Raw genomic sequence first — 20,912 nt, forward strand, 5'->3', positions numbered from 1 at the left:
TCCTTACTGGAGTAAGGAAGGGGTTCTGTTTTTAATGTAGTTTTAGAAAAGAAGGCAGGAAACTGAATACTCTTGTACCTCTTTCTTTTCAAACTAAAGATCTCTTTTAGGGTTATGATCAGAAAACAGCAGCAAAACCATAGGTCTTAGCGTTGCACCAGCGTTTCGTAGCGGGCCCGGTTGGTAGGGTCTACCTGAGTGAGCAGATCGTAAGCCTGTTGTTTCTGGGCAGGCGTTGCCGAAGCAAAGGCGTTACTCAATTCAGTCGCTTTGGCCTCAAAGAACGAACGCAGGGCAGCTCCTCCGGGCCTGATACGGGCCACTTGTTGGATATTGCGCAGAGCTTCCAATATATTCTGGCGGGCTTTCTCCGGATCCTGTACCATCAGGTCTAACCCTTGGCGGTGGTATAGATAGAGTGCTGACCGCAGGGGCTCAAACTGCGGGTCTTGCAGGTTATTGATAAGCCAGTACCGGTTACGGGTATCGGCGGTGGCGCTCCAGCCCCCACCGGCGGCTCCGGCAGAAGTTACCAAATTCACAATGTTGCTAGCCTCGGCCAACGCGTTGGCACCTCCCAACCTGGAAAAACTGTCATTGTCCATGCCAATAATGGTATAGGCATAGAAAGACAGGATGGCGGTCAGGTTAGACGTATAGGTGTTGGGCGCATATTGTAAGGGCTGCGCGGGGTTATATTCAAACTCAAACTTGGTGTCTACAAAGGAAAGGACCGTGGTTTCGTAGCCCGTGCCATACGTAGGTCGGCTGGAAATTACTTGAGTATTGGCCTCATACACGCCAATCTGCGGCATTGCCCGAAGCGTGATGAATAACTTGCACCGGATACGCTCCTCGTTCTGGTACACATCGCTGGTCCAACGGGTGTTGTTCATGATCTCGGAGATGGCGTTCTGCATCTGTTGAAACACCTGCCGGTCGGTGGCCTGTACCTGCTCGCTGTTCACAGTTACTTCGCAACGCAATTCCTGCGCCTGCGTGCACAGCGGGAACAGCAGCCCCAGCAAAATCCACCCTATCTTTTTTGCAAACATGCCCATTCAGCTTTGATTGATTCCAGAATATCTTGTGCTACCTCGTCTTTGTTTTTAAGCGGATACTCCTCTACGGAGGCAGGCTTTACAATCGTGATCTTATTTGTATCGTGCTTAAAGCCAGCACCCGGATCACGAAGCGAATTAAGAACCACCATGTCCAGGTTCTTCTTCAGGAGCTTGCCGCGAGCGTTCTCCAGTTCCTGATCAGTTTCCAGGGCGAACCCTACCGCAAATTGATCCAAGCGCTTTTGCCCGCCCAAAGTAGCTGCTATATCAACGTTCTTTACCAGTTCAATGGTAAAGGAGGCATCACTTTTTTTTATTTTAGAAGTAGCGGTGTCTTTAGGCTTGTAGTCAGCCACGGCAGCGGCAAAAATCCAGAGGTCTGCTTCCGGGGCTTTGGACTGGCAGGCGTCAAACATTTCATCGGCAGTCATCACCGAGGTAACCTGCACGTTGGGGTGCTCCAAGGTAAGTGAAGTGGGACCAGATACCAAATAAACCTCTGCCCCCTGCTCTGCTAAACTCCGGGCCAAGGCATAGCCCATTTTACCAGTGGAATGGTTCCCAATAAACCGAACTGGGTCCAGGGGCTCATAAGTGGGCCCAGCCGTAATCAAGACTTTCTTGCCGCTAAACAATGTTTAAAGAAGTAAAATGCTGTTGTAAAACCTGGATAATCTCTTCCGGTTCAGCCAGACGCCCCTGCCCTACCAGCCCACTGGCCAATTCGCCGTGCCCGGCCTCAATCACGTGGTTTCCGTAGGAGCGCAACAGCCTGAAGTTTTCCTGCACGGCCGGGTGCTGGTACATGTCCAAATCCATGGCCGGGGCCACAAACACCGGGCAACGGGCCGAAAGGTAGGTAGCCGAAAGCAAGTTATCACATAAGCCCCGGGCAAACTTACCAACCGTATTGGCGCTGGCGGGTGCCACGACCATGGCATCGGCCCAGAGGCCCAGTTCCACGTGGTTATGCCATAAACCGGAGCTATCATCACGGACAAACTCGGTTAAGACTGGCCGCTTTGACAAGGTGGCTAAAGTGACAGGGGTTATAAAAGCAGAAGCAGAAGTGGTCAGGATTACCTGCACTTCTGCTTCTGCTTTTATGAGGAGCCGCACCAGCAAAGCCGCTTTATAGGCTGCTATGCTACCACAAACCCCCAGGAGTATTTTCTTATGCCGAAGCATTCAGAAACGTGAAATTATAACGCTGAAGAGGTTTGCTCTTCGTCATCGGCGTTACGGAAATACACTTTTCCTTCAATGAACTCTTCAATGGCCATGTTGGTAGGCTTAGGAAGACGCTCATAGTATTTAGAGATCTCAATCTGCTCGCGGTTTTCAAATACCTCTTCCAGGTTGTCCACGGTAGTGGCAAACTCGGCCAGTTTAGAGTTCAATTCTTCTTTCACCTTTACGGCAATCTGGTTTGCACGCTTAGAGATGATAGAGATAGACTCATACACGTTACCGGTCTCAACCGCCAGGTCAGAAATGTTACGCGTTACGATAGATGCTGGTACTTGGGCCATATGTCTCGTGAATTGGGTTTTACAAAATTAGTTTTTGGTGGCAGTAGCGGCTGCCGCCGGAGCCTTGCTCAGTCTTTCCAGGGCCTGACGGCTGGAGTCATAGATTTCCTCGGCGTTACGCTGATACTTGCTTTTTGGATAGGAATCCACAAAGGCCTGATACATGGTGATCACCTCGGCATAGCGCTCACGCTGTTTACTTTCAATACTTTCTCTGGCGTAGTTGTACTGGGCATCTATGCGCAGGAAAGCCGCCTCCTCATTATAAATAGACGATGGATAGTTTTTCCGGAAGTTTTCCAGCGTCACTACCGCCGCCTTGTAGTACTGAGGGTCGTAGTTGGTAAGCTTGTAGTATTGCTTTGCGTTGTCAAACGCTTTTACCTCAATCTTGCGGGAAAGCTCATCATAGATGGTGTTGGCCTCCGGCATGTACTTGCTTTGCGGGTACCGACGCATGAACTCCTGCAAGGCAGCCATCGCCTGAACGGTGCTCTGCTGGTCTAGGTTCATGGAAGGTGACTCGTTGGTCAGCGACTTGGCGTTCATGAACGCAGCCTCTTCGGCGTACTGGCTCCGGGGAAACGTCTGCCCGAAAGAGATGAAATGGAAAGAACTTTCCAGGTAAAGCTGCTGGTGGTATTTGGTATAGGCGTACAGGAAGTTTGCTTTCTCGTACTCGCTACGCCCTTTCAACAACGGCATAAGGTCTTCCAGCAACGCTCCGGCTTTTTCGTACTCTTCCTTTTCATAGTAAGAGAGCGCCGCAGCGTACTTCTTATCTACGTCGTCGCTTTTCAGGATTTTATTGTATTGCCCACAGGCGCTCACTAGAAGAACTAAGAGCAGGATAGGCAAATAGAAAAGATTGCGTTTGGTCATAAGCGCGCAAAAATAACATTTTTTTTTATATCTAACAGAACGAATGGCCTTTCCATTCAGTATTGGTCGCTAATTTATCACCCCTTGCTCATGCTAGCCAAAGGCTTTTTAGTTGATTTGGCAGGTTTAGGAGCAGCTTTCGCCTTTTTAGGGGCCGTATCTTTCGCCTTGGTAGCCGTTGTTGCTGGTTTAGGAGATGGGGCCTTCTTCTTTGGAGTCCTTTTCGCCAGCACAGTAGCACGGCTAGGTATCTCGTCGCTTCTCCAAACAAAACCTTTCAGGCGCTTATCCGGGTCTTTCAGCTCATGCGGCGGAATAAGCTTGGCGTCTGGTTGCTCCAGAAAGGTGATGTATTGTACCTGCCCCTCTTTGAACATCATGCGCATGTCACTGCTCACCGCCCGGTTCATGCCCATGGTAGTGGTATCGCCCTGCAAGGCAAAATACAGGCTCTCTGCATTTCCATTCACGTCAATGCGCCTTATCTTTCCATCAGCGAAGCGGGCCGTCATGTTGCGTCCTTTCACCTGATTGTAGTTCTCCAGGGTGTCTATGGAAATGGCAAACGAGTTCCCGAACATGCGCATCTGGTCAATGGTGTTGTTGCGCATTTTCATGATGACCGTATCGGCAGTCATCTGGTTTTTGTTTGCCCACAACCGCGGGTTCCGGCTCATGTAAATAATAGAGTCCTGCTGGTCGTAAGTCAAAGAATCGCACAATCCCTGCAAATCAGACTTGTAGATGCGCACATCATGGTAGGCGAAGAGTTTGCCTTTTTTGGTTTTGTCTTTCACGTTCTCCACCGAGACTAAGGTATCGGCCGAGAGATACATGGTGTCCCGCTTGGAAACGGTGCGCATCACCGGCGATCCGTAAACTTTGGCCCGCCCCCTTGCCCGCCAATACAACGCAGTTTGTCCCGTAATAATGGTCGTATCCTTGATTGCGGTCATGGACACGTTACGGGAGGCCGTGTAATATTCTTTTGTCTTATCATAGGTGAGCACCTCCCCTTTGATCAAATAATCCGGGGTTCTGATGCTGGCGTTGCCTCTAAAATTAGATTCACGAGTGACCGTGTTGTAAGTGCCTCGGTTAGCAAAAAGGGTTCCGTCCGGTGATTTAATGGTGGTTGGTCCGAAGAACTCCACCACCTTGGTCACCGTGTTGTAAGACATGGTATCGCTCAGCACTTCGGCGTTCTGCCCCACATATTTGATGTTCTTCTTGAACGTAAGGACTTTGTCTTCTGAGGTATAAGTACCCAACTGGCTGTTGATGGTGTAATCAGGCCCCACAATGTTGCCGGCCATGGTATAGAAGGCGCGCTTGGCATTGAGGTCATAGTCCAGCGAAGGCGTAGTCAGGGTCATCTGCTCGTCACGCAGCGTAACCCCGCCCCGCATGTTGGCAATGCGGCGGGTACCGTCATAACTGGCGGTGGCACTTGTGGCGTCCATACCGGGCTGAGTGATGTGCACATTCCCGAAAACCTCTAACCGGTTCCGGTCGCTGGCGTATTGGTAGGCAGAGTCTGAGGTAAGAGTGGTTTGCCCCTGGCGCATGACCACATTCCCCAGCAACCGGCGCACCTCTTCCCCGTTGTACGTCCCAGACTGGAGCGTATTCGCCGACACTTCTACCGGCTGACCGTTCCCCTGCGGAGCCGGCGTACCCTGCCCAAAGGCTAAAATAACCGAGAACAGGGAGAAAAGAGATACTAAACCTATCTTTGTGAACTTCATCAATAAATGCAATAGCTGCGAAATTACTAAAAATACCCTTCCTTTACCGATGCTCGAGAAAGTTTTACACTATATAACTGCCCATCAACTAGCCACCTCAGACACCAAAATTCTGGCCGCCGTAAGCGGAGGCCTGGATTCTGTGGTCCTGGCCGATGTACTGCACCGCCTCAAGCTGCCCTTTGCCGTGCTGCACTGCAATTTTGGGCTCCGCGGCGAGGAGTCTGATACCGACGAGCTCTTCGTGCGCAAGCTGGCCAAGCAGTACGATGCCCCCTTTTACAGCGAGCAGTTCCAGACCCAGGCTTTCGCCGAGCAGGAAGGCATCTCCATCCAGATGGCGGCCCGCACCCTGCGCTACCAATGGTTTGAGCAGATGCGGGAGCAGCTAGGCTATGACGTCATTGCCACCGCCCACCACCAGTCCGATGCTTTGGAAACCGTGCTCCTGAACCTGGTGCGCGGCACCGGTTTAGCCGGCCTTCACGGAATCCTGCCCCAAAACGGAAACCTGATCCGCCCCTTGCTGGGTCTCACCAAAGACGATCTGTATGACTGGCTGGTAGCTAAACGCTTGGCGTGGCGCGAAGATTCCAGCAACGAGAGCACCAAATACAACCGGAACCTGGTGCGCCATGAGGTCATTCCCGTGCTCAAGAAACTAAATCCCAACCTGGAAGAAACCTTCACCACCACCCTGGAGCGCCTGCAAGGCGCCGAGGCCGTGTTCCTGGCTTCTTTTCAAGAAATGAAGGCCAAAACGCAACGACAGGAAAACGGAGCTATTTACCTTTCTATTGCCCCGTTGCAGGCCAGCCCGGCCCCAACCGTTTTCCTGCACGAACTGCTAAAATCGTTCCATTTCTCCTATCATCAGGCGCAGGAAATCGCCGCCGCTTGGGAAGGGACCTCCGGCAAGACGTTCTCCTCTCCAACCCACGTGCTAGTGAAAGACAGAGAAGACCTGGTAATCACCCCCAAACCGCTTGAAAAGTTTGGCAGCGTTTCCGTTCCCGAAGGAACCACCGAATTGCGTTTTGGGCCTTATTTGGCCAAATTCACCCGTAAACCCGCCGAGGGCTATAAAGTACCCCGCACCAAAGACGTAGCCGCTTTAGACGCTGACCTGGTGAAGTTTCCGTTAAAGCTTCGTCCCTGGAAAGAAGGTGACTGGTTTATCCCGCTGGGCATGAACGGCAAAAAGAAAGTGAGCGACCTTTTGATAGACAAGAAAGTACCCGCCAACCTTAAACCCGATGTTTGGGTATTAGTCTCTGACGCGTCTCTGACCTGGGTACTGGGCCAGCAACTAGACAACCGTTTCAAAGTCACTGAGAACACCCAACAAGTGCTGGAAATTACCGTCACTCGGGTTTAGTTGTTCATTGTTAATTGTTGATTGCTGATTGTTAGTTGGGCCTGAATTGTAAATCACTTAGACCAAATTGCGCGCAAAGTGAGAGGGACGTGACTTGCGTTTAGAGGCAATTTTCAGAGAAACAGACCTAAAACAACAATCAACAATTAACAATCAGCAATTAAAAAGGGAGCAGAATTTTCAAGTGTTGGCCTTTTTCCTAAATTCACCGCGTAGTCTAGTAAGTACATCAACCTAACCAAAATAAAACCGAATGAAAGTAACCGTAGTTGGAGCCGGAAACGTAGGGGCCACCTGTGCCGACGTTTTGGCGTACCGCGAGATTGCCAATGAAGTAGTGTTAGTGGATATCAAAGAAGGCTTCGCCGAAGGCAAAGCATTGGATATCTGGCAGAAATCGCCAATTAACCTGTATGACACCCGCACCGTGGGTGTTACCAATGATTATACCCGCACCGCCAACTCAGACGTGGTGGTGATTACTTCCGGTTTGCCCCGCAAGCCCGGCATGACCCGCGACGACCTGATCAGCACCAACGCCGGTATCGTTCGTTCTGTGACCGAAAACGTGATTAAGCACTCGCCGGAGGCCATCATCATTGTGGTGTCTAACCCACTTGACGTGATGACTTACGCAGCGCATATCACCTCTAAACTGCCTCGTACTAAAGTAATGGGCATGGCCGGTATCCTGGACACCGCCCGCTACCGTGCTTTCTTAGCCGAAGAACTGAACGTGTCCCCTAAAGACATTCAAGCAGTTTTGATGGGTGGCCACGGTGATACCATGGTTCCGCTTCCGCGTTACACCACGGTAGGTGGTATTCCGGTAACCGAGCTAATTGATTCTGCCAAACTGGACGCCATTGTAGATCGCACTAAAAACGGAGGTGGCGAGCTGGTGAAACTGATGGGCACCTCGGCTTGGTATGCTCCAGGTTCAGCGGCTGCGCAGATGGTAGAAGCCATTGTGCGCGATCAGAAACGCGTGTTCCCTGTTTGTATCAAACTGGAAGGCGAATACGGTATCAACGGCACCTACCTGGGCGTACCAGTAGTTCTAGGTAAAAACGGCATTGAGAAAGTAATTGAGCTGCAACTGAACGAGGACGAAATGGCCTTACTGAGAGCCTCTGAAAAAGCGGTGCGTGAGGTAATGGACGTGTTAGACAACATGCCTGCCAACGCATAAGCTCATTCCCACAAACAACCAAAACAGGAAAGCCCGGCTCATGAGCCAGGCTTTCCTGTTTTTACCCTGTCCTTTAGAAAACGGCCGCAAAAGGGCCTACTGCTTGTACACCACCCCATCTTTCATCACGAAGCTCACCTGCTGCAAAAGCTTAATATCCTGCAGCGGATCCCCGCTCACGGCCACGAAATCAGCGAACTTGCCTTTCTCTATGGTACCCAGTTTGGCAGACATCCCCAGCAAGTCGGCGGCGTAGACGGTGGCGGCTTTGATGGCTTCCATGGCGGGCATGCCGGCCTCCACCATGTATTCAAATTCCTTCGCGTTTTTGCCGTGCATGAACACCCCGGCATCTGTACCGAAGGCAATCTTCACGCCTTTCTTGTACGCTTTGGCAAAAGTGCCTTGTAACTGCGGCCCAATAGCCAGAGCTTTGGGGGTTACCAGCGCAGGGTAATAGCCTTTAATCTTGGCAGAATCGGCTACAGATTTACCGGCGGTGAGGGTGGGTACGTACCAAGTGCCGTTCTTTTTCATAAGGTTCATCGTTTCCTCATCCATCAAAGTGCCGTGCTCCACCGAGGTCACCCCCGCCCGCACCGCCCGTTTCATGCCTTCGGCGCCGTGGGCGTGCACGGCAACTTTCAGGCCCAGGTCATTCGCGGTCTGCACAATGGCTCTGATTTCTTCCTCGGTGAATTGCGGCGCAGAACCGTCCTTGGCCACGCTCAACACCCCACCGGTAGACGCGATCTTGATCAGGTCGGCTCCGTTTTTATATTGGTGGCGCACAGCTTTCCGGCATTCATCAGGTCCGTTAGCCACTCCTTGGGCAGGTCCCGGGTCACCTTGCAGGTCGGCGCGGTAGCCGTTGGTAGGGTCCATGTGGCCGCCCGTGGCCGAGATAGCTTTGCCTACTACAAACATGCGGGGCCCTTTTACCAAGCCTTGGTTGATGGCATTGCGCAGTTGCACGTTGACCCCGCTCCCGCCAAGGTCACGCACCGTAGTAAAGCCCGCCATCAAGGTTTTCTCCGCGTAGTTGATGGACCGGAAAGCAATGGTGCCTTGGTTTAAGGAAAGCGCCTCAGCGTAGGCAGTGGGGCTGGTCTCGCTTTCAAAATGCACGTGCATGTCCATGAAGCCCGGCATCACGGTTTTGTTTTTAAGATCAATGATCTTGGCTCCGGCAGTTGGGTTGGTGTAGCCTTTCTCCACACTCACGACCTGGTTACCTTCAATCACCACGGTCATCTCGGTTTGTGGCTGGTTCTTAAGGCCGTCTATCAGGTTGCCGCAGTGCAGGTAGGTTCTTTGCGACATCGCCTCCAAGCCTGTGAAAGCCACCAATGCTAAGGCTGCCATTGAGTAGAAATATTTCTTCATAAAGGGTGCTGTACAAGTAGGTTGAACAACCTAAAGTAAGAAAATTCAGGTAAAGTACAGGAGACTGCCCCTGCCCCATCCAAGCCTTTTAGACCTGTTTCCCCGAAAATGCCTTAAAAGCCACCTTACCCGCAGCCAACGCCTTGCGAATCCCCTGAAAATTATTACCTTAACTAACCTAAACCCACATGCTCATGGACCTTGACTTTTGGTGGTTTTGGCTAATCGCGGGAATCCTGCTGCTGGTGGCCGAGATGGTCACCGGTACATTTTACCTGCTGTGGCTGGGCATCTCGGCCATGGTGGCGGCGGTGCTGGCCTACCTTTTCCCCGACAACCTGTGGCTGCCGCCCCTAGGAGCCAGTTTAACCGGTTTGCTGCTGACTTTCTTAACTAAACCGCTCACCGCTAAAGCTAATCAGGTCAGGGGGTTTCATGACCCGGCCCACCAGCTAGTGAACCAACATGGCGAAGTAGTAGAGCCCATCTTACACGGCCGCCTGGGGATTGTGCGGGTAGGAAATGAGGTCTGGTCGGCGAAGGCGCAGGAAGAACTCACCCCCGGTCAGCGGGTGCTGGTGGTAAGCCAGAGCAGCACGGTATTGCAGGTGGTGCCTATCAAATAACCGTCTTACAGGAATTGTTTAGTTATTCATAACCCTCACTCTAATGACTACCTCTCTTATTATTTTAGCCGCTGTCATCGTGCTCGTGGCGCTTTCGGTCCGCATTATTCCGCAGCAGCGGGTAGGCGTGGTAGAGCGGCTGGGCAAGTTCCAGCGCCTCATGCACCCCGGGTTGAACTTGTTTATCCCCATCGTGGACCGGGTACGGGTGTACCATGATTTGCGCATCCAGCAGACCAACGTTCCGCCCCAATCCGTGATCACCCGTGACAACGTGCAAGTGCTCATTGACACTATTGTGTTTTACCAGGTGGTAGGTCCCGAGCAAGCGACGTACGGCATCTTTGACTACGTGCTGGGGGTACGCAACATCACCACCGCCACCATGCGGCAGATAATCGGGAACCTGGAACTGGACGAAACGCTCTCGGGCCGGGAGCGCATCTCCGCTGAGATTAGAACCGCCCTAGACGAGGCCACTGAGAAATGGGGCGTGCGCATTGAACGCGTGGAGGTCATCGACATCAAGCCACCCATGGATATTCAGGAAGCCATGGACAAACAAATGAAAGCCGAGCGGAACCGGCGGGCCACCATCTTGGAAGCCGAAGCCGCAAAGCAAGACATGATCCTTCGCGCCGAAGGGGACCGGGCAAGTAAAATTCTTCGGGCCGAGGGGGAACGCGCGGCCATGGAATTGGATGCCCTGGGCCAGGCCAAAGCCATATCTGACATTGCCGAGGCAGAAAAATCCCGTATTCGGTTACTGATTGAGGCTGGGCTGGATGAACGCGTTCTCACCTATCGGTCCTTTGAGGCGCTGGAGAAGCTGGCCATGGGTCCCGCAAACAAGATTTTCCTGCCTACCGCTGCTATTGAAACTCTGGGCAACATAGGCGCCATTGGCGATATGCTGAAAAGCTCCAGAGACCACGTGCCTTCTGAGCTGATTTCAAGAAAACCCGCCCAAAACGGAGACAAAGTAGCTTAAAAAGAGAACGCCTCGCAGATGTTATCTGCGAGGCGTTCTCTTTTTAAGTAAATGCGAATTATTTCTGACTAGCCTTGAAAAGTTTCTGCTTTTCTTCCTTGGTCAGGCTTTCGTATCCAGAGACTGAGATTTTATCCAGAATCTGGTCAATCTCCAATTGAGAAGGGTTGCCCGGGATACCAGAACCAGCCGATACTGTTGATCCGGTTGAGGTAGCGTACGGGCGATTAGGGTTCTTATAGGTCACTTTCAACGGAGAACGACGGGTGAACAGCCCTCCAAAAAAGCCCAGAACTGCTTGCAAAGGCCGGCCCCAGTCTGAGCCGCGCTGCAGTTGCCGCACATAAAAGAAGCCCAGAATAGCCCCGCCCAAGTGCGCAATGTTACCCCCCGCATTTCCGCCGGTAGCCCCGGAGATTGACAGCAGCACCATCACCAAAGCGATGTATTTGATCCGGATAGGGCCAATCAAAATCAGGTTGAAGGTATAGTTGGGCAACAAAGTAGCGGCGGCCACCATGATGGCGATCACGCTGCCCGAGGCTCCCATCATAAACGACCCTTCGGCCCTTAGTTGCAGGTAAGGGATGGTATTGTAGCTGATCAGGTATATCAACCCTCCGGCCAAACCACCCAACACGTACAGGTTCACCAAGCGTTTATCGCCCAGGTATTCGCGGATCAGCATCCCAAACCAGTACAGGTTGAGCATGTTGAAGAGAATATGGAAGAACTCCAGGTGGGTGAAGAAATACGTGATGATGGTCCAGAAACGGAAAGCGAAGAGCTGCAGGTTAGACGGCATGCTCAGGAACGTCATCAGGTAGGTGAACGTACCGCCCGAGCCGCTCAGGGTCATGACGGTGCGCAGGATGATCAACGCCGCAAACACCACCACATTGATGAAAATGAGTTGGTGCAGAGAATTATTTCCCCTGGTGAATGCTGAACGGATATCGTCAAAAATACTGGTCATAGTTTAATAAAAATTGTTGCGTTTACGCTCCCAAAGTTTAAGTAAGATATACGCAAAAAGCATCCCGCCCAAATGGGCAAAATGCGCCACATTATCTCCCGGGGTCCTGTTCAACCCAGAATACACTTCAAAGGCGCCATACATGAGCACAAAATATTTGGCCTTGATGGGGATGGGGAAAAACAGCAGCATGAGCTCCGTGTTAGGGAACAGCATCCCAAAGGCCATCAGGATCCCGAAAACGGCTCCCGAGGCTCCCAACATAGGGCTATTTAAGATTACGTCAGACAGGCGGGTTACGTATGCCTTGGCTTGCATAATCATGGTCGCGTCAGAAGGATTCCGATTGAAATCGATCAGGAAAGACTCCATGGCCCGCACGTCTACCCCGGCTTTCTCCAGCAGGTTTCTGAAATCAATTGGGTCTGGGTTTTGCATGAAGACAGACGCCGCGTCCATGACCGTGCTGATCTCATAATACCGCACCGCCGAGTACAGCAGACTGGCCCCTAGCCCGGTAATCAGGTAAAAAGTCAGGAAACGCATCTCGCCCCAGTACCGCTCCAGAAGCGGCCCGAAGATAAACAAACTGAACATGTTGCTGAACAAGTGCATGAGGCTCCCGTGCATGAACATGTGAGTGACAAACTGATGCGGCCGGAAAGCCTCTGAGCGGATATCGTGCAGGGCAAACAGCTCCGTCGGGAAAAGCCTATCGCTTAAAAAGAACATGAGCACGTTCAGAATAAGCAGGTTACGCACCATGGGCGTGATGGGTGGCATAGCAGGACGTTAAATGAATGTACGGTGTAAAGGAAACGAAAAAGCGCGCCAAAACGTGGCGACTTCCTTTTCTACCTCTGGTAACAGGCTACGAAAGTAATGGTTTGTTCCAAACAGTACGCAGGAAAGCCCCCTATTGGTACCCTCACCCTCTTAAATTATCCGTCACTTCCCTTTTTTACACCTAAAATCCGCAAAACGGCCGCAAACTAGCTTCTCAGGAACAGGTCCTGCAGTTGCTCGGTTTGCAGAATCACCAGGGTTTTCTGCCCGCTAGGTGTGTAATTAGGCACCTGGCACCCAAACAAACGGTCTACCAGGGCATTCATTTCCTGGTCAGACAAACGGCCGGTAAGCCGTGAGGCCACGCGTTTGGCCATGGCCCGGGCCAGATTCTCCTGCCGGTCTACTTTCAATGAACTCAAGTTGTTTTTGTATTGCTCCAGCAGGCCTTCAATTAGTTCTTTCTCGTCACGCAGCGGAATCTCCGCCGGAATGCCGTTTACTACCAGCGTGTTGTTCCCGAAATCATTAAAGACAAAGCCCAGTGCGCTGAATTCCTCGGCCAACTCCATTACCAACGAGAAATCGGCAGGAGAAAGCTGCAGGGTCTGCGGGAAGAGCAGTTGTTGCGAGGCACCGGTACGCTTGCCTAGAGCTTGGCTGTATTTCTCGTACAGAATCCGTTCCTGGGCCGCCTGCTGGTCAACAACCATTAACCCAGACTTCACCTGTACCATGAGGTACTTCTGGTGCACCTGCAACGTCTTGGAACCGCTCGTCATGTTGGTTTTAGCCGGGGCAAACGCGTCCTCCTCCTCGGGGAACAAGGTGCTGTCCTCTTGGCCCGAAGTGGCACGGGAAACTTCCCGGGTGTGCGCAAAATCAGTATACGTTTCCTCTCCCCTGCTGCCTCCGGCCGAAGCCCGGGAAGGAAACGTGGTAGGTTGGTTTACCTTGGACGAAGCCCTGGGGGCCTGCGCGGGCGCGGTTTCAAAGTCCATAGAAGCCGGAAATTTCATAGGCTGCAGCGGCATGTAGTTCACATCGGCGCCAAAGTCCAGTGACGGGGCAATGTTATGGAGGCCCAGGCTCTGCTTCACGGCTGCGCGCACAATGGCGTACACGGTTTTCTCGTCTTCAAACTTGATCTCCGTTTTGGTAGGGTGCACGTTGATGTCAATCGTTTCAGGGGCTATTTCCAGAAACAAGACATAAAATGGAAAGCTGTCTTTGGGCAACAACCCCTCAAAAGCCGTGAGAACCGCGTGGTTCAGGTACTGGCTTTTGATGTAGCGGTTGTTCACAAAGAAAAACTGCTCGCCGCGGCTCTTCTTGGCAAACTCCGGCTTGCCTATATACCCTTTTACGGTTAGGAAAGGCGTGGTTTCTTCACAGGAAGCCATTTGCTCTTTGTAGTCTTTCCCGAACATGCTCACAATGCGCTGGCTCAGTTTGCCGGCAGGCAGGTTCATGACCTCCACTTCGTTCTGGTACAGGGCAAACGTAATCTCGGGGTTGGCCAAAGCCACGCGCTGGAACTCGTCCAGAATATGGCGCATTTCAACGGGGTTGCTCTTCAGGAAATTCCGGCGGGCGGGTACGTTGAAGAAAAGGTTCTTCACACTGACTACCGTTCCCTCGGCCATGGCCACTGGCTCCTGCTTGATCACCTCGTTTCCTTCAATGGCAAGGCAGGTGCCCAGCTCTGCCCCGCGGGCACGGGTTTTCATCTCCACCTGGGCCACGGCCGCAATGGAGGCCATCGCCTCACCCCTGAACCCCATGGTCTTAATGCGGAACAGGTCTTCAGTGGTTTTTATTTTGGACGTGGCATGGCGCTCAAAGCACATGCGGGCGTCAGTTTCGGTCATGCCTACGCCATCGTCTACCACCTGAATGAGCTGTTTGCCCGCGTCTTTTATGATCAATGTAACGCTAGTGCTACGCGCGTCTACGCTATTCTCCAACAACTCCTTTACCACCGAGGCCGGGCGCTGCACCACCTCGCCCGCGGCGATTTGGTTGGCCAGGTACTCGGGCAGTAAACGGATGATATCTCCCATACAAAAATGTCTCCTTTGCGTTCCTTTTGATGCTTACAACAGTTACACACCCATCAACAGGCTATTATCTTCTTGCCAATTTTTCCCTTAAAACGGCAAGAAAGGATGTTTCAACATGCTTACACAGAAACTTTTTGGGTACTGCAGACCATGTTGAAAAAGCCTTAAGTAACATCCTCAAGAAAGGCATGATTGCAATCTACAAAGGGTAGCTGCTAAAGGGCGAAGTTCGACAATGGCCTTATCAAAGACAAATCTGGCAAGAACAATAAGGCAAACAGGCGCAGCACAGATTACCTAAAGTAGTAGAACAATTTGGGCAAAAAGTAAGCAGCAATAAAATTAGCTTCCACTCAGCACAAATTCTTCAAAGAAAGCTGAACCGGTGGCTATTGTTTGGCAAGCCTTAAAAAGCCGCCACTCACCCTATATCCAGCAGGAATCTGTTGGATATAGGGTGAGTGGCTTGAATTACCTGTGGCACCAGATCAAAGGAACTCAATCAATTTGAGTTTCTTCGTTCATCCTATTTTCTTCTCAGGATAATTTACTCAATAATTGGGAAGGCAGCCTAAGAGATTTTCTAATCCTAATTTACAAAGGTTAATACAGGAAGATAATCTTGCGTAATATCAGACACTTTCAACAATGGGGTTATCTGCTCCAACTCTAATAGATCCCGGAGGTGAATCAAGTTTACACCAGCCTCTCCATCCGGATCTTCAAATTCATATCGGTCGTCCGGAATATGCAGGCCGGGCTCTACTTCCATTACATAGTTATTAGCATAGAGCCATGCCAGGTAGATGAGGCTTTTTATGTATTCTTCTGCACATTCACTTACCACGTAATACTTGTCCAGGTGCTTCTTACAAGCCTCAAGGATGGGTTGCGGGATAGAATCATACATGAATTCCCTGTACACCGGCAGTCCTGCACTGGAATCCGGAGCCTCCAATTCTGCTCCCTTACTACTTCCTCCACATATTTATTAAACTGATTTTGGATCCTTGCCTGCACAAAAGGTTGGCTTTCAGTATACAGTTGCACATCTTCGTCAGAGAAAAAGGGCAGGTCTTTATCCCAGTAGGCCATTATCTCTCCGTTCGCCATCTCAATGAAACATAGGTTACATAGCTTATCCATTAGAAAGTCGTATCCATCTCCAAATGCCAGCGTCTCCAAGTACCCATCTTCATGAACAAGCACAACGTCAAACATGTTGTCAAGGGCCGGAATTACTTTCTCTGCCTTCAGCATGTCATACACCCATTCTATGAATATCCGTTCTTTTGAGTGAACGCCGAACTCAGATCTGTACCGTGGCTTATCTCTACTCCCATCATGCTGTTTGTATAACAGGAAGCCTGCCATAAGTACAGGTTCAAGAATAACCTTACCAAGGGGAACTGAAAAGAACCCATAGTATTCATCTTCCCTGAAGCCAAACAAAAAATCGGAATGCTTCCATACTGCATCGTACACGCAGGGCAGTACTTCTTCTGAACCTCTTTTCAAGCCAAATTTTTGGTCGTTCTCAACTAAAGTATAACCGTTCATTATAAATGGGTATTAGGCAATTCCGTGAGAGATTTAAATTACTCTTATAGGTATAAACCGAACTTCATTTGTAGCAAAGAATCAGGGGCAGGGACATAGCCTAATATTCTTCCTCTTCGTCGTTTTCCACCTGAACCATGTACATCGTATTCCAAACTTGTCCATAAGCACTAAACTTATCACGTTGCAAAGGGGTGTCTGCAATCATGTTTTTGAAGTTGTCATAGTCGATAGACTCCGCAAGCTTTTGGAAAATTGAAGGAATGCTCTTTGCACTCACAATCACCCTATACCGGTAATCTGCAGTAGGCCATACCTGGATAGGCTCCACTAGTTCAGCCGCAGTTAAGAGCTGCTCCAAATCATGTTTTACCCTTGCCCTTACATGAAAACCCTCTTCCTTCACCACAATTGAAAAGAATCCGTATTTTGACGCTATCCACATATTTTTATAGTTTGTTTGGTTTTAAATTAATTGACCTATTCTCGCTGAAGTACTTTTCACAAGCTTGCAACTATAACATCTTGCTTCCCATCAGACATCATGTAACGCCATTTCACCTGCTGTTCCTCTACTTTCGGGAATAAAACTAAGTACTCTTCATTGGTATTTACTGCCACTTTGGACAGCTTTTGCACCAGAATCTTTTTGTATTGCTCTTGTTCAAACTCCTCCAAAACAGGAAGTATTAAAACCTTCAGCACACCCTCCGAATTTATTAGCTTCGGCAATACGCGCTTCAATTCGGCTGTGTCATGCACACGGGCAATTTGCAGTACCTCTACGTCATCCAGCGCCTGCCGTACAATACCTGCCTCTTCATCATGGTACTCCTGCTCGGGCTCCAATACGTAACCGGTTAAATCAAAATTTGAAAAATAATCGGTGGCAGCAATGTCCAACTTTTCACGAAGACAATGCACCAACAACGTCTGCCCTATCACTTGGTAGTTGTTGGAGTACAGAAGGTAATTCAACCAACTACTATTTTCTTTTTCATACTTCTGAAGTGCTGTTTTAACAATGCCACTCTCCTGGGCTAGTTTGTTAAAGCTCTTCCACATATCTAAAAATTGGTTTGCGTCTATCAAGGCTGTAATGCTTTTATTCATATTTATTTAAGTTGCGAGTACTCGTTTAATCAGAAAGCACTATCGCTTTGGTATCTTTATTTTGATTCTGATCTTAGCCATGTTGAGATAAGGTATATGTGACAAAAGATTTGCAAAGGCCATGCCAGTGGGGAAAAGGTACAAAAACCACCGATCCGAATAACTTTGTCTATCAATCATTTTGCAACCCATATCAATATTTGATATAATTACACTATCCATTACTACTATAAGCACATACCTGCACAGCCGGTCAAATTCCACCAACCTTAACTACTAACTGCTATAGTTCTTCCTTCTCTTATGAGTCAACCTATACTATTCTCCTGGATTGCCTGGAACAATGATTATGAATATAAAACCAACAATGTAGACCCCAAAGGGCCAAACAATACCATACATCAGTACTTCTACCCGAAGCAAAAGTACCAGAAGCATTACCTGCTTACCTCAGCTGCTTCAAGAGAGGCAGATGGTGGCAGAAGTGAGAAGTTGGCCAAGTACCTGAACCACCAGTATGCAGATGAGAAGCATAAGGTTGAACTCCTATACCTGGACATTGAAAATGTGATTGACCCTGAGGAGATCATCTCAAAAGTCCAGCCTTTGCTGTTTGAACAAAGAGCGCATGAAGTGCATGCTTTCATCTCCACGGGCACGCCCATGATGCAGGTGGCATGGGTGTCATTGTACATGGCGAAGGCAATACCCCACCTAAGGCTAATCCAAGGAGTAGAGGCCTCTAAAACAAAAAGTAAATTCCCTGAATTTAATTTCAGGGAATTTACCCAATCGCAGGGAGTACGGGCTCTTTTTGTAAAGTCAACAGAGTCTATCCATCTACCGGAGTCTGACGAAGGCTTTTTTGAAGCAGAGATTCTGAAGCCTATTTACAAGAAAGCAGCCATGGCTGCCGCTGTACCTAAGCGGGAGATCTCTGTTCTTATACAAGGAGAAAGCGGCACCGGGAAAGAACACCTGGCCCAGTTCATGCACCAGGCATCTGCCAGAAAAAACAAAAAATTTATAGCGGTCAACTGCGCCTCTATGGGAGACCACTTATTGGAATCCAGGTTGTTTGGGTATGTCAAAGGAGCCTTCACAGATGCCCGGGAAGACTGCAAAGGCTACTTTGAAGACTGTGACGGTGGTACCCTCTTTTTGGATGAGATTGGAGATACCAGCCCACAATTTCAACAGAGTCTGTTACGAGTGTTACAAGAGGGAGTAATTACCAGGGTTGGCAGCACTACACCCATCAAAGTAGATGTAAAAACCATTGCGGCTACGCATAAACACTTGAAAAGCCTTTGCGAGGAAGGCAAATTCAGATGGGACCTCTACTACAGGTTAACCACCGTAGAATTAAAATTGCCTCCACTTAGGCAATACGCGAAGAATGATCGGGAAGGAATTTTAAACCACCTGATCAGAAGCCGTGCTGAGTTTTTTGAAAAAAAGCCTTTAGAACTTTCCAAGGAGGTGAAAGACGCTTTTATGAAATACACCTTCCCCGGCAACATTCGGGAACTACAGCACATGATAGACAGGTGTTACATATTTTGCGAGGACGAAGTTGCCTTAAAGGAGATTCCAGAGGAAATCACCCGCAACCCCCAAGAGTTCTCCTGGAAGATGGATGATTTAAAAAAGACACATATAATCAAAGCCTTGGCTTTTTTTGACTATAATCTTTCACGTACGGCCGACGAACTAGACATTGCTTATAACACTCTGGTTAATCATATAGATACGATGGAAATAGATACTTCTAAAAGCAAAAATCCCCTTGTAAAGGTGGGTAAACGTAAAAAAGAAAAAGTTAAGTTAGAACAACCGTAATTCTTATATACTTCATTTCAGAAAACTGGTAGTTGTCGCACCGCTCTGCGCAACTAGTAGTTTTTACATTTATCTATCAATAATTGACTGTGTTTTACAATGCGCCAATCTATATCTTAACTGCATATCTTAAAAAATTATTAAGTTTAATTATTGTAAATCAGCTATTTACTTCTGTTCAATAAATTCATTTTGCTAACAAGAGATTATCTTCAATTCAGTGGCATTTTTTATGATATTCTTCCTATAGCATTTTACTCATATAATAAAGCAACTATGACTTAACCTACTCTGCTCTAAGATTTAAACCTATTCCATTACCCGTTAAATAAAGCACTACTGAATGCCAGTAACCGGGAGTGGTATGTTAAATCTTAAGAACTTTTTATGAGCAGAGAAGACTATCTCCACAAGCCAACCATCCGCACAAACCGCTACCTATATCATGTCACCCCTTTTGACACCAGAGATGCCATAGATCGGTTGGGGATTTTATCCCGCAATGACATTGGATATGGCCCTAGATTTGGCTACCCGCCCGCCGTGTTCGCAAACAACACCTCAGTAAGTGAATACTTTATTTGGTGGCCAATTGTAGACTACTACTTTGGCTACCTGTTTTCAGGCAAAGACCCAGACCAGTTACTGTGGGAGTATGACATCTGGGAAATAGACACCAGAATAGCCAATACCAAATGGTACGAAGACCCAGGAACTGGCTCCCAAAATAGTTCTGTCTTCGCATTGGATGACATTCCCCGGGAGGCTATCCGGTTAGTTCGGTTGGAAGGGGCAGAAAGAAGAATCCGCTACAGTGATGGCGTAGCCTCAACTTACATCTGGAGCGGCATCACAACCGTGTTGCCCCGCCGGCCCAGGTACTTACTCCCATGTGTAAGGTAGACAACATACTTCCGGCAAGTATCTAATGCTTGCCGGAAGGATTCCAAAAGAAAAATACTCAATTCTATATAATCTGCATATATGAAACAGCTTATTCTACATATACCCCATTCGTCTACGAATATTCCTTTGAAGGACGGATATCTTGTCGATGACGAGTTCCTGGAAACGGAGATGCTGAAACTAACTGATTGGTACACCGATGACCTGTTTCAATCTCAGGAGGACATTTCCATTATTGCCGATTTCTCCAGAGTCTTCTGCGACCCAGAAAGGTTCTCTGACGATGAACAAGAAGTAATGGCAAAGGAGGGTATGGGCGTACTGTATGAAAAAAGTGATGATGGCCAGCTCATCAGGAAAATTACTCCAGAACTGAGAGAAAAGATACTGAACCAATACTATTGGAAACACCACCAACGGTTGAACGAGGCAGTCAAGAGTCAACTTGAAAGGTATGGCCAAGCCTTAATCATGGATTGTCATTCTTTCCCGGACACTCCACTGTTGAGAGATTTACACCAGGAGACTAGCAGGCCGGACTTCAATATAGGCACAGACCCCTATCATACACCACAATCCTTAATTGACATTTCAACAGAGTATTTTGAAAGCAAGGGCTATTCGCTTGGAGTTGACTGGCCCTATAAAGGCTCCATTGTACCTATGGATTATTTTCAGAAGAATGATAGGGTTCAGACAATTATGCTGGAGGTAAACAGAAAGCTTTATCTAAAGGCCCACACTCATGAAAGGTCTGATATTTATTTTGAAGTAAAAGAATTGATAATGAATTATATCCAAAAACAAAAAGAGTTTTTTTTTATAAAATGGTACATAAATAATTTATAGTACTTACAATCTTTTAAA

At 49.0% G+C, this 20,912-nt stretch carries 20 protein-coding genes; 7 read left to right on the plus strand and 13 right to left on the minus strand.

All coding sequences use genetic code 11. The annotated features are described in order from the left end of the window. Positions 1-146: 146 nt before the first annotated feature. The 6 genes from porD to ACW9SV_RS01020 all read right to left on the minus strand — a co-directional run bounded on the left by porD (position 147) and on the right by ACW9SV_RS01020 (position 5,226). Positions 147-1,055: a type IX secretion system protein PorD gene (gene porD / locus ACW9SV_RS00995; protein WP_479554868.1), complete on the minus strand. Its 909-nt coding sequence runs from the start codon at positions 1,053-1,055 to the stop codon at positions 147-149. After that, positions 1,037-1,678 (minus strand): phosphopantothenoylcysteine decarboxylase domain-containing protein, encoded by a 642-nt coding sequence (locus tag ACW9SV_RS01000; RefSeq protein WP_479554869.1) that lies wholly within the window; start codon positions 1,676-1,678, stop codon positions 1,037-1,039. Before ACW9SV_RS01000 ends, porD begins: the two co-directional genes overlap by 19 nt. A gap of 13 nt (positions 1,679-1,691) precedes the next feature. Next, positions 1,692-2,252, minus strand: coding sequence for a flavoprotein (locus ACW9SV_RS01005; protein ID WP_479554870.1), 561 nt, complete (start codon positions 2,250-2,252; stop codon positions 1,692-1,694). A 14-nt stretch (positions 2,253-2,266) separates the two neighbouring features. Then, on the minus strand, positions 2,267-2,596 hold the full coding sequence (locus ACW9SV_RS01010; RefSeq protein ID WP_479554871.1) for a DNA-directed RNA polymerase subunit omega: 330 nt from the start codon (positions 2,594-2,596) through the stop codon (positions 2,267-2,269). Positions 2,597-2,623: 27 nt separating this feature from the next. Next, positions 2,624-3,478: an outer membrane protein assembly factor BamD gene (locus ACW9SV_RS01015; RefSeq protein ID WP_479554872.1), complete on the minus strand. Its 855-nt coding sequence runs from the start codon at positions 3,476-3,478 to the stop codon at positions 2,624-2,626. 77 nt (positions 3,479-3,555) lie between these two features. After that, entirely contained in the window at positions 3,556-5,226 is a 1,671-nt protein-coding gene (locus ACW9SV_RS01020) for an OstA-like protein (RefSeq protein ID WP_479554873.1), read from the minus strand. A 49-nt stretch (positions 5,227-5,275) separates the two neighbouring features. Between ACW9SV_RS01020 and tilS the strand changes: the two genes are divergently transcribed. After that, on the plus strand, positions 5,276-6,604 hold the full coding sequence (tilS, locus tag ACW9SV_RS01025) for a tRNA lysidine(34) synthetase TilS (RefSeq protein ID WP_479554874.1): 1,329 nt from the start codon (positions 5,276-5,278) through the stop codon (positions 6,602-6,604). Between the two features lie 253 nt (positions 6,605-6,857). Next, a complete protein-coding gene (gene mdh / locus ACW9SV_RS01030; RefSeq protein WP_123125031.1) occupies positions 6,858-7,796 on the plus strand; it encodes a malate dehydrogenase in 939 nt (312 codons plus the stop codon). Between the two features lie 96 nt (positions 7,797-7,892). Here mdh and ACW9SV_RS01035 read toward each other — a convergent pair whose 3' ends face one another. After that, positions 7,893-9,182 (minus strand): metal-dependent hydrolase family protein, encoded by a 1,290-nt coding sequence (locus ACW9SV_RS01035; RefSeq protein WP_479554875.1) that lies wholly within the window; start codon positions 9,180-9,182, stop codon positions 7,893-7,895. 194 nt (positions 9,183-9,376) lie between these two features. Between ACW9SV_RS01035 and ACW9SV_RS01040 the strand changes: the two genes are divergently transcribed. Further along, a complete protein-coding gene (locus ACW9SV_RS01040; RefSeq protein ID WP_479554876.1) occupies positions 9,377-9,808 on the plus strand; it encodes an NfeD family protein in 432 nt (143 codons plus the stop codon). 43 nt (positions 9,809-9,851) lie between these two features. Beyond that, a complete protein-coding gene (locus ACW9SV_RS01045; RefSeq protein WP_479554877.1) occupies positions 9,852-10,799 on the plus strand; it encodes an SPFH domain-containing protein in 948 nt (315 codons plus the stop codon). Positions 10,800-10,857: 58 nt separating this feature from the next. Here the strand turns inward: ACW9SV_RS01045 and ACW9SV_RS01050 are convergent, their stop codons facing one another. The 6 genes from ACW9SV_RS01050 to ACW9SV_RS01075 form a co-directional block, all read right to left on the minus strand. Continuing rightward, complete coding sequence (locus tag ACW9SV_RS01050) at positions 10,858-11,775, minus strand: rhomboid family intramembrane serine protease (protein WP_479554878.1); 918 nt, start codon at positions 11,773-11,775, stop codon at positions 10,858-10,860. A gap of 3 nt (positions 11,776-11,778) precedes the next feature. After that, a complete protein-coding gene (locus ACW9SV_RS01055; RefSeq protein WP_479554879.1) occupies positions 11,779-12,558 on the minus strand; it encodes a rhomboid family intramembrane serine protease in 780 nt (259 codons plus the stop codon). A gap of 209 nt (positions 12,559-12,767) precedes the next feature. Next, positions 12,768-14,624: a DNA mismatch repair endonuclease MutL gene (mutL, locus tag ACW9SV_RS01060; protein WP_479554880.1), complete on the minus strand. Its 1,857-nt coding sequence runs from the start codon at positions 14,622-14,624 to the stop codon at positions 12,768-12,770. Positions 14,625-15,464: 840 nt separating this feature from the next. Next, positions 15,465-16,184, minus strand: a complete 720-nt coding sequence (locus tag ACW9SV_RS01065) for a hypothetical protein (RefSeq protein WP_479554881.1) — start codon at positions 16,182-16,184, stop codon at positions 15,465-15,467. Positions 16,185-16,284: 100 nt separating this feature from the next. Further along, positions 16,285-16,629 carry a hypothetical protein gene (locus ACW9SV_RS01070; RefSeq protein WP_479554882.1) on the minus strand — a complete coding sequence of 115 codons (345 nt, stop codon included), beginning with the start codon at positions 16,627-16,629 and terminating at the stop codon, positions 16,285-16,287. 56 nt (positions 16,630-16,685) lie between these two features. Next, entirely contained in the window at positions 16,686-17,297 is a 612-nt protein-coding gene (locus tag ACW9SV_RS01075) for a hypothetical protein (protein ID WP_479554883.1), read from the minus strand. 303 nt (positions 17,298-17,600) lie between these two features. Between ACW9SV_RS01075 and ACW9SV_RS01080 the strand changes: the two genes are divergently transcribed. From ACW9SV_RS01080 to ACW9SV_RS01090, 3 genes are all read left to right on the plus strand, one after another. Then, positions 17,601-19,139, plus strand: a complete 1,539-nt coding sequence (locus ACW9SV_RS01080; protein WP_479554884.1) for a sigma 54-interacting transcriptional regulator — start codon at positions 17,601-17,603, stop codon at positions 19,137-19,139. A 387-nt stretch (positions 19,140-19,526) separates the two neighbouring features. Beyond that, positions 19,527-20,042: a hypothetical protein gene (locus tag ACW9SV_RS01085; RefSeq protein ID WP_479554885.1), complete on the plus strand. Its 516-nt coding sequence runs from the start codon at positions 19,527-19,529 to the stop codon at positions 20,040-20,042. 81 nt (positions 20,043-20,123) lie between these two features. Then, positions 20,124-20,894: an N-formylglutamate amidohydrolase gene (locus ACW9SV_RS01090; RefSeq protein WP_479554886.1), complete on the plus strand. Its 771-nt coding sequence runs from the start codon at positions 20,124-20,126 to the stop codon at positions 20,892-20,894. The last annotated feature ends 18 nt before the right edge of the window (positions 20,895-20,912 follow it).

The sequence above is a fragment of the Rufibacter sp. JT20002 genome (assembly GCF_056491185.1).

What these genes read in the sequence shown, in the direction of transcription:
- porD (WP_479554868.1), bottom strand. Translation starts at nt 1,055, where the DNA reads ATGTTTGCAAAAAAGATAGGGTGGATTTTGCTGGGGCTGCTGTTCCCG.
- ACW9SV_RS01005 (WP_479554870.1), bottom strand. Translation starts at nt 2,252, where the DNA reads ATGCTTCGGCATAAGAAAATACTCCTGGGGGTTTGTGGTAGCATAGCA.
- ACW9SV_RS01010 (WP_479554871.1), bottom strand. Translation starts at nt 2,596, where the DNA reads ATGGCCCAAGTACCAGCATCTATCGTAACGCGTAACATTTCTGACCTG.
- ACW9SV_RS01015 (WP_479554872.1), bottom strand. Translation starts at nt 3,478, where the DNA reads ATGACCAAACGCAATCTTTTCTATTTGCCTATCCTGCTCTTAGTTCTT.
- ACW9SV_RS01020 (WP_479554873.1), bottom strand. Translation starts at nt 5,226, where the DNA reads ATGAAGTTCACAAAGATAGGTTTAGTATCTCTTTTCTCCCTGTTCTCG.
- tilS (WP_479554874.1), top strand. Translation starts at nt 5,276, where the DNA reads ATGCTCGAGAAAGTTTTACACTATATAACTGCCCATCAACTAGCCACC.
- mdh (WP_123125031.1), top strand. Translation starts at nt 6,858, where the DNA reads ATGAAAGTAACCGTAGTTGGAGCCGGAAACGTAGGGGCCACCTGTGCC.
- ACW9SV_RS01035 (WP_479554875.1), bottom strand. Translation starts at nt 9,182, where the DNA reads ATGAAGAAATATTTCTACTCAATGGCAGCCTTAGCATTGGTGGCTTTC.
- ACW9SV_RS01040 (WP_479554876.1), top strand. Translation starts at nt 9,377, where the DNA reads ATGGACCTTGACTTTTGGTGGTTTTGGCTAATCGCGGGAATCCTGCTG.
- ACW9SV_RS01045 (WP_479554877.1), top strand. Translation starts at nt 9,852, where the DNA reads ATGACTACCTCTCTTATTATTTTAGCCGCTGTCATCGTGCTCGTGGCG.
- ACW9SV_RS01050 (WP_479554878.1), bottom strand. Translation starts at nt 11,775, where the DNA reads ATGACCAGTATTTTTGACGATATCCGTTCAGCATTCACCAGGGGAAAT.
- ACW9SV_RS01055 (WP_479554879.1), bottom strand. Translation starts at nt 12,558, where the DNA reads ATGCCACCCATCACGCCCATGGTGCGTAACCTGCTTATTCTGAACGTG.
- mutL (WP_479554880.1), bottom strand. Translation starts at nt 14,624, where the DNA reads ATGGGAGATATCATCCGTTTACTGCCCGAGTACCTGGCCAACCAAATC.
- ACW9SV_RS01065 (WP_479554881.1), bottom strand. Translation starts at nt 16,184, where the DNA reads ATGAACGGTTATACTTTAGTTGAGAACGACCAAAAATTTGGCTTGAAA.
- ACW9SV_RS01070 (WP_479554882.1), bottom strand. Translation starts at nt 16,629, where the DNA reads ATGTGGATAGCGTCAAAATACGGATTCTTTTCAATTGTGGTGAAGGAA.
- ACW9SV_RS01075 (WP_479554883.1), bottom strand. Translation starts at nt 17,297, where the DNA reads ATGAATAAAAGCATTACAGCCTTGATAGACGCAAACCAATTTTTAGAT.
- ACW9SV_RS01080 (WP_479554884.1), top strand. Translation starts at nt 17,601, where the DNA reads ATGAGTCAACCTATACTATTCTCCTGGATTGCCTGGAACAATGATTAT.
- ACW9SV_RS01085 (WP_479554885.1), top strand. Translation starts at nt 19,527, where the DNA reads ATGAGCAGAGAAGACTATCTCCACAAGCCAACCATCCGCACAAACCGC.
- ACW9SV_RS01090 (WP_479554886.1), top strand. Translation starts at nt 20,124, where the DNA reads ATGAAACAGCTTATTCTACATATACCCCATTCGTCTACGAATATTCCT.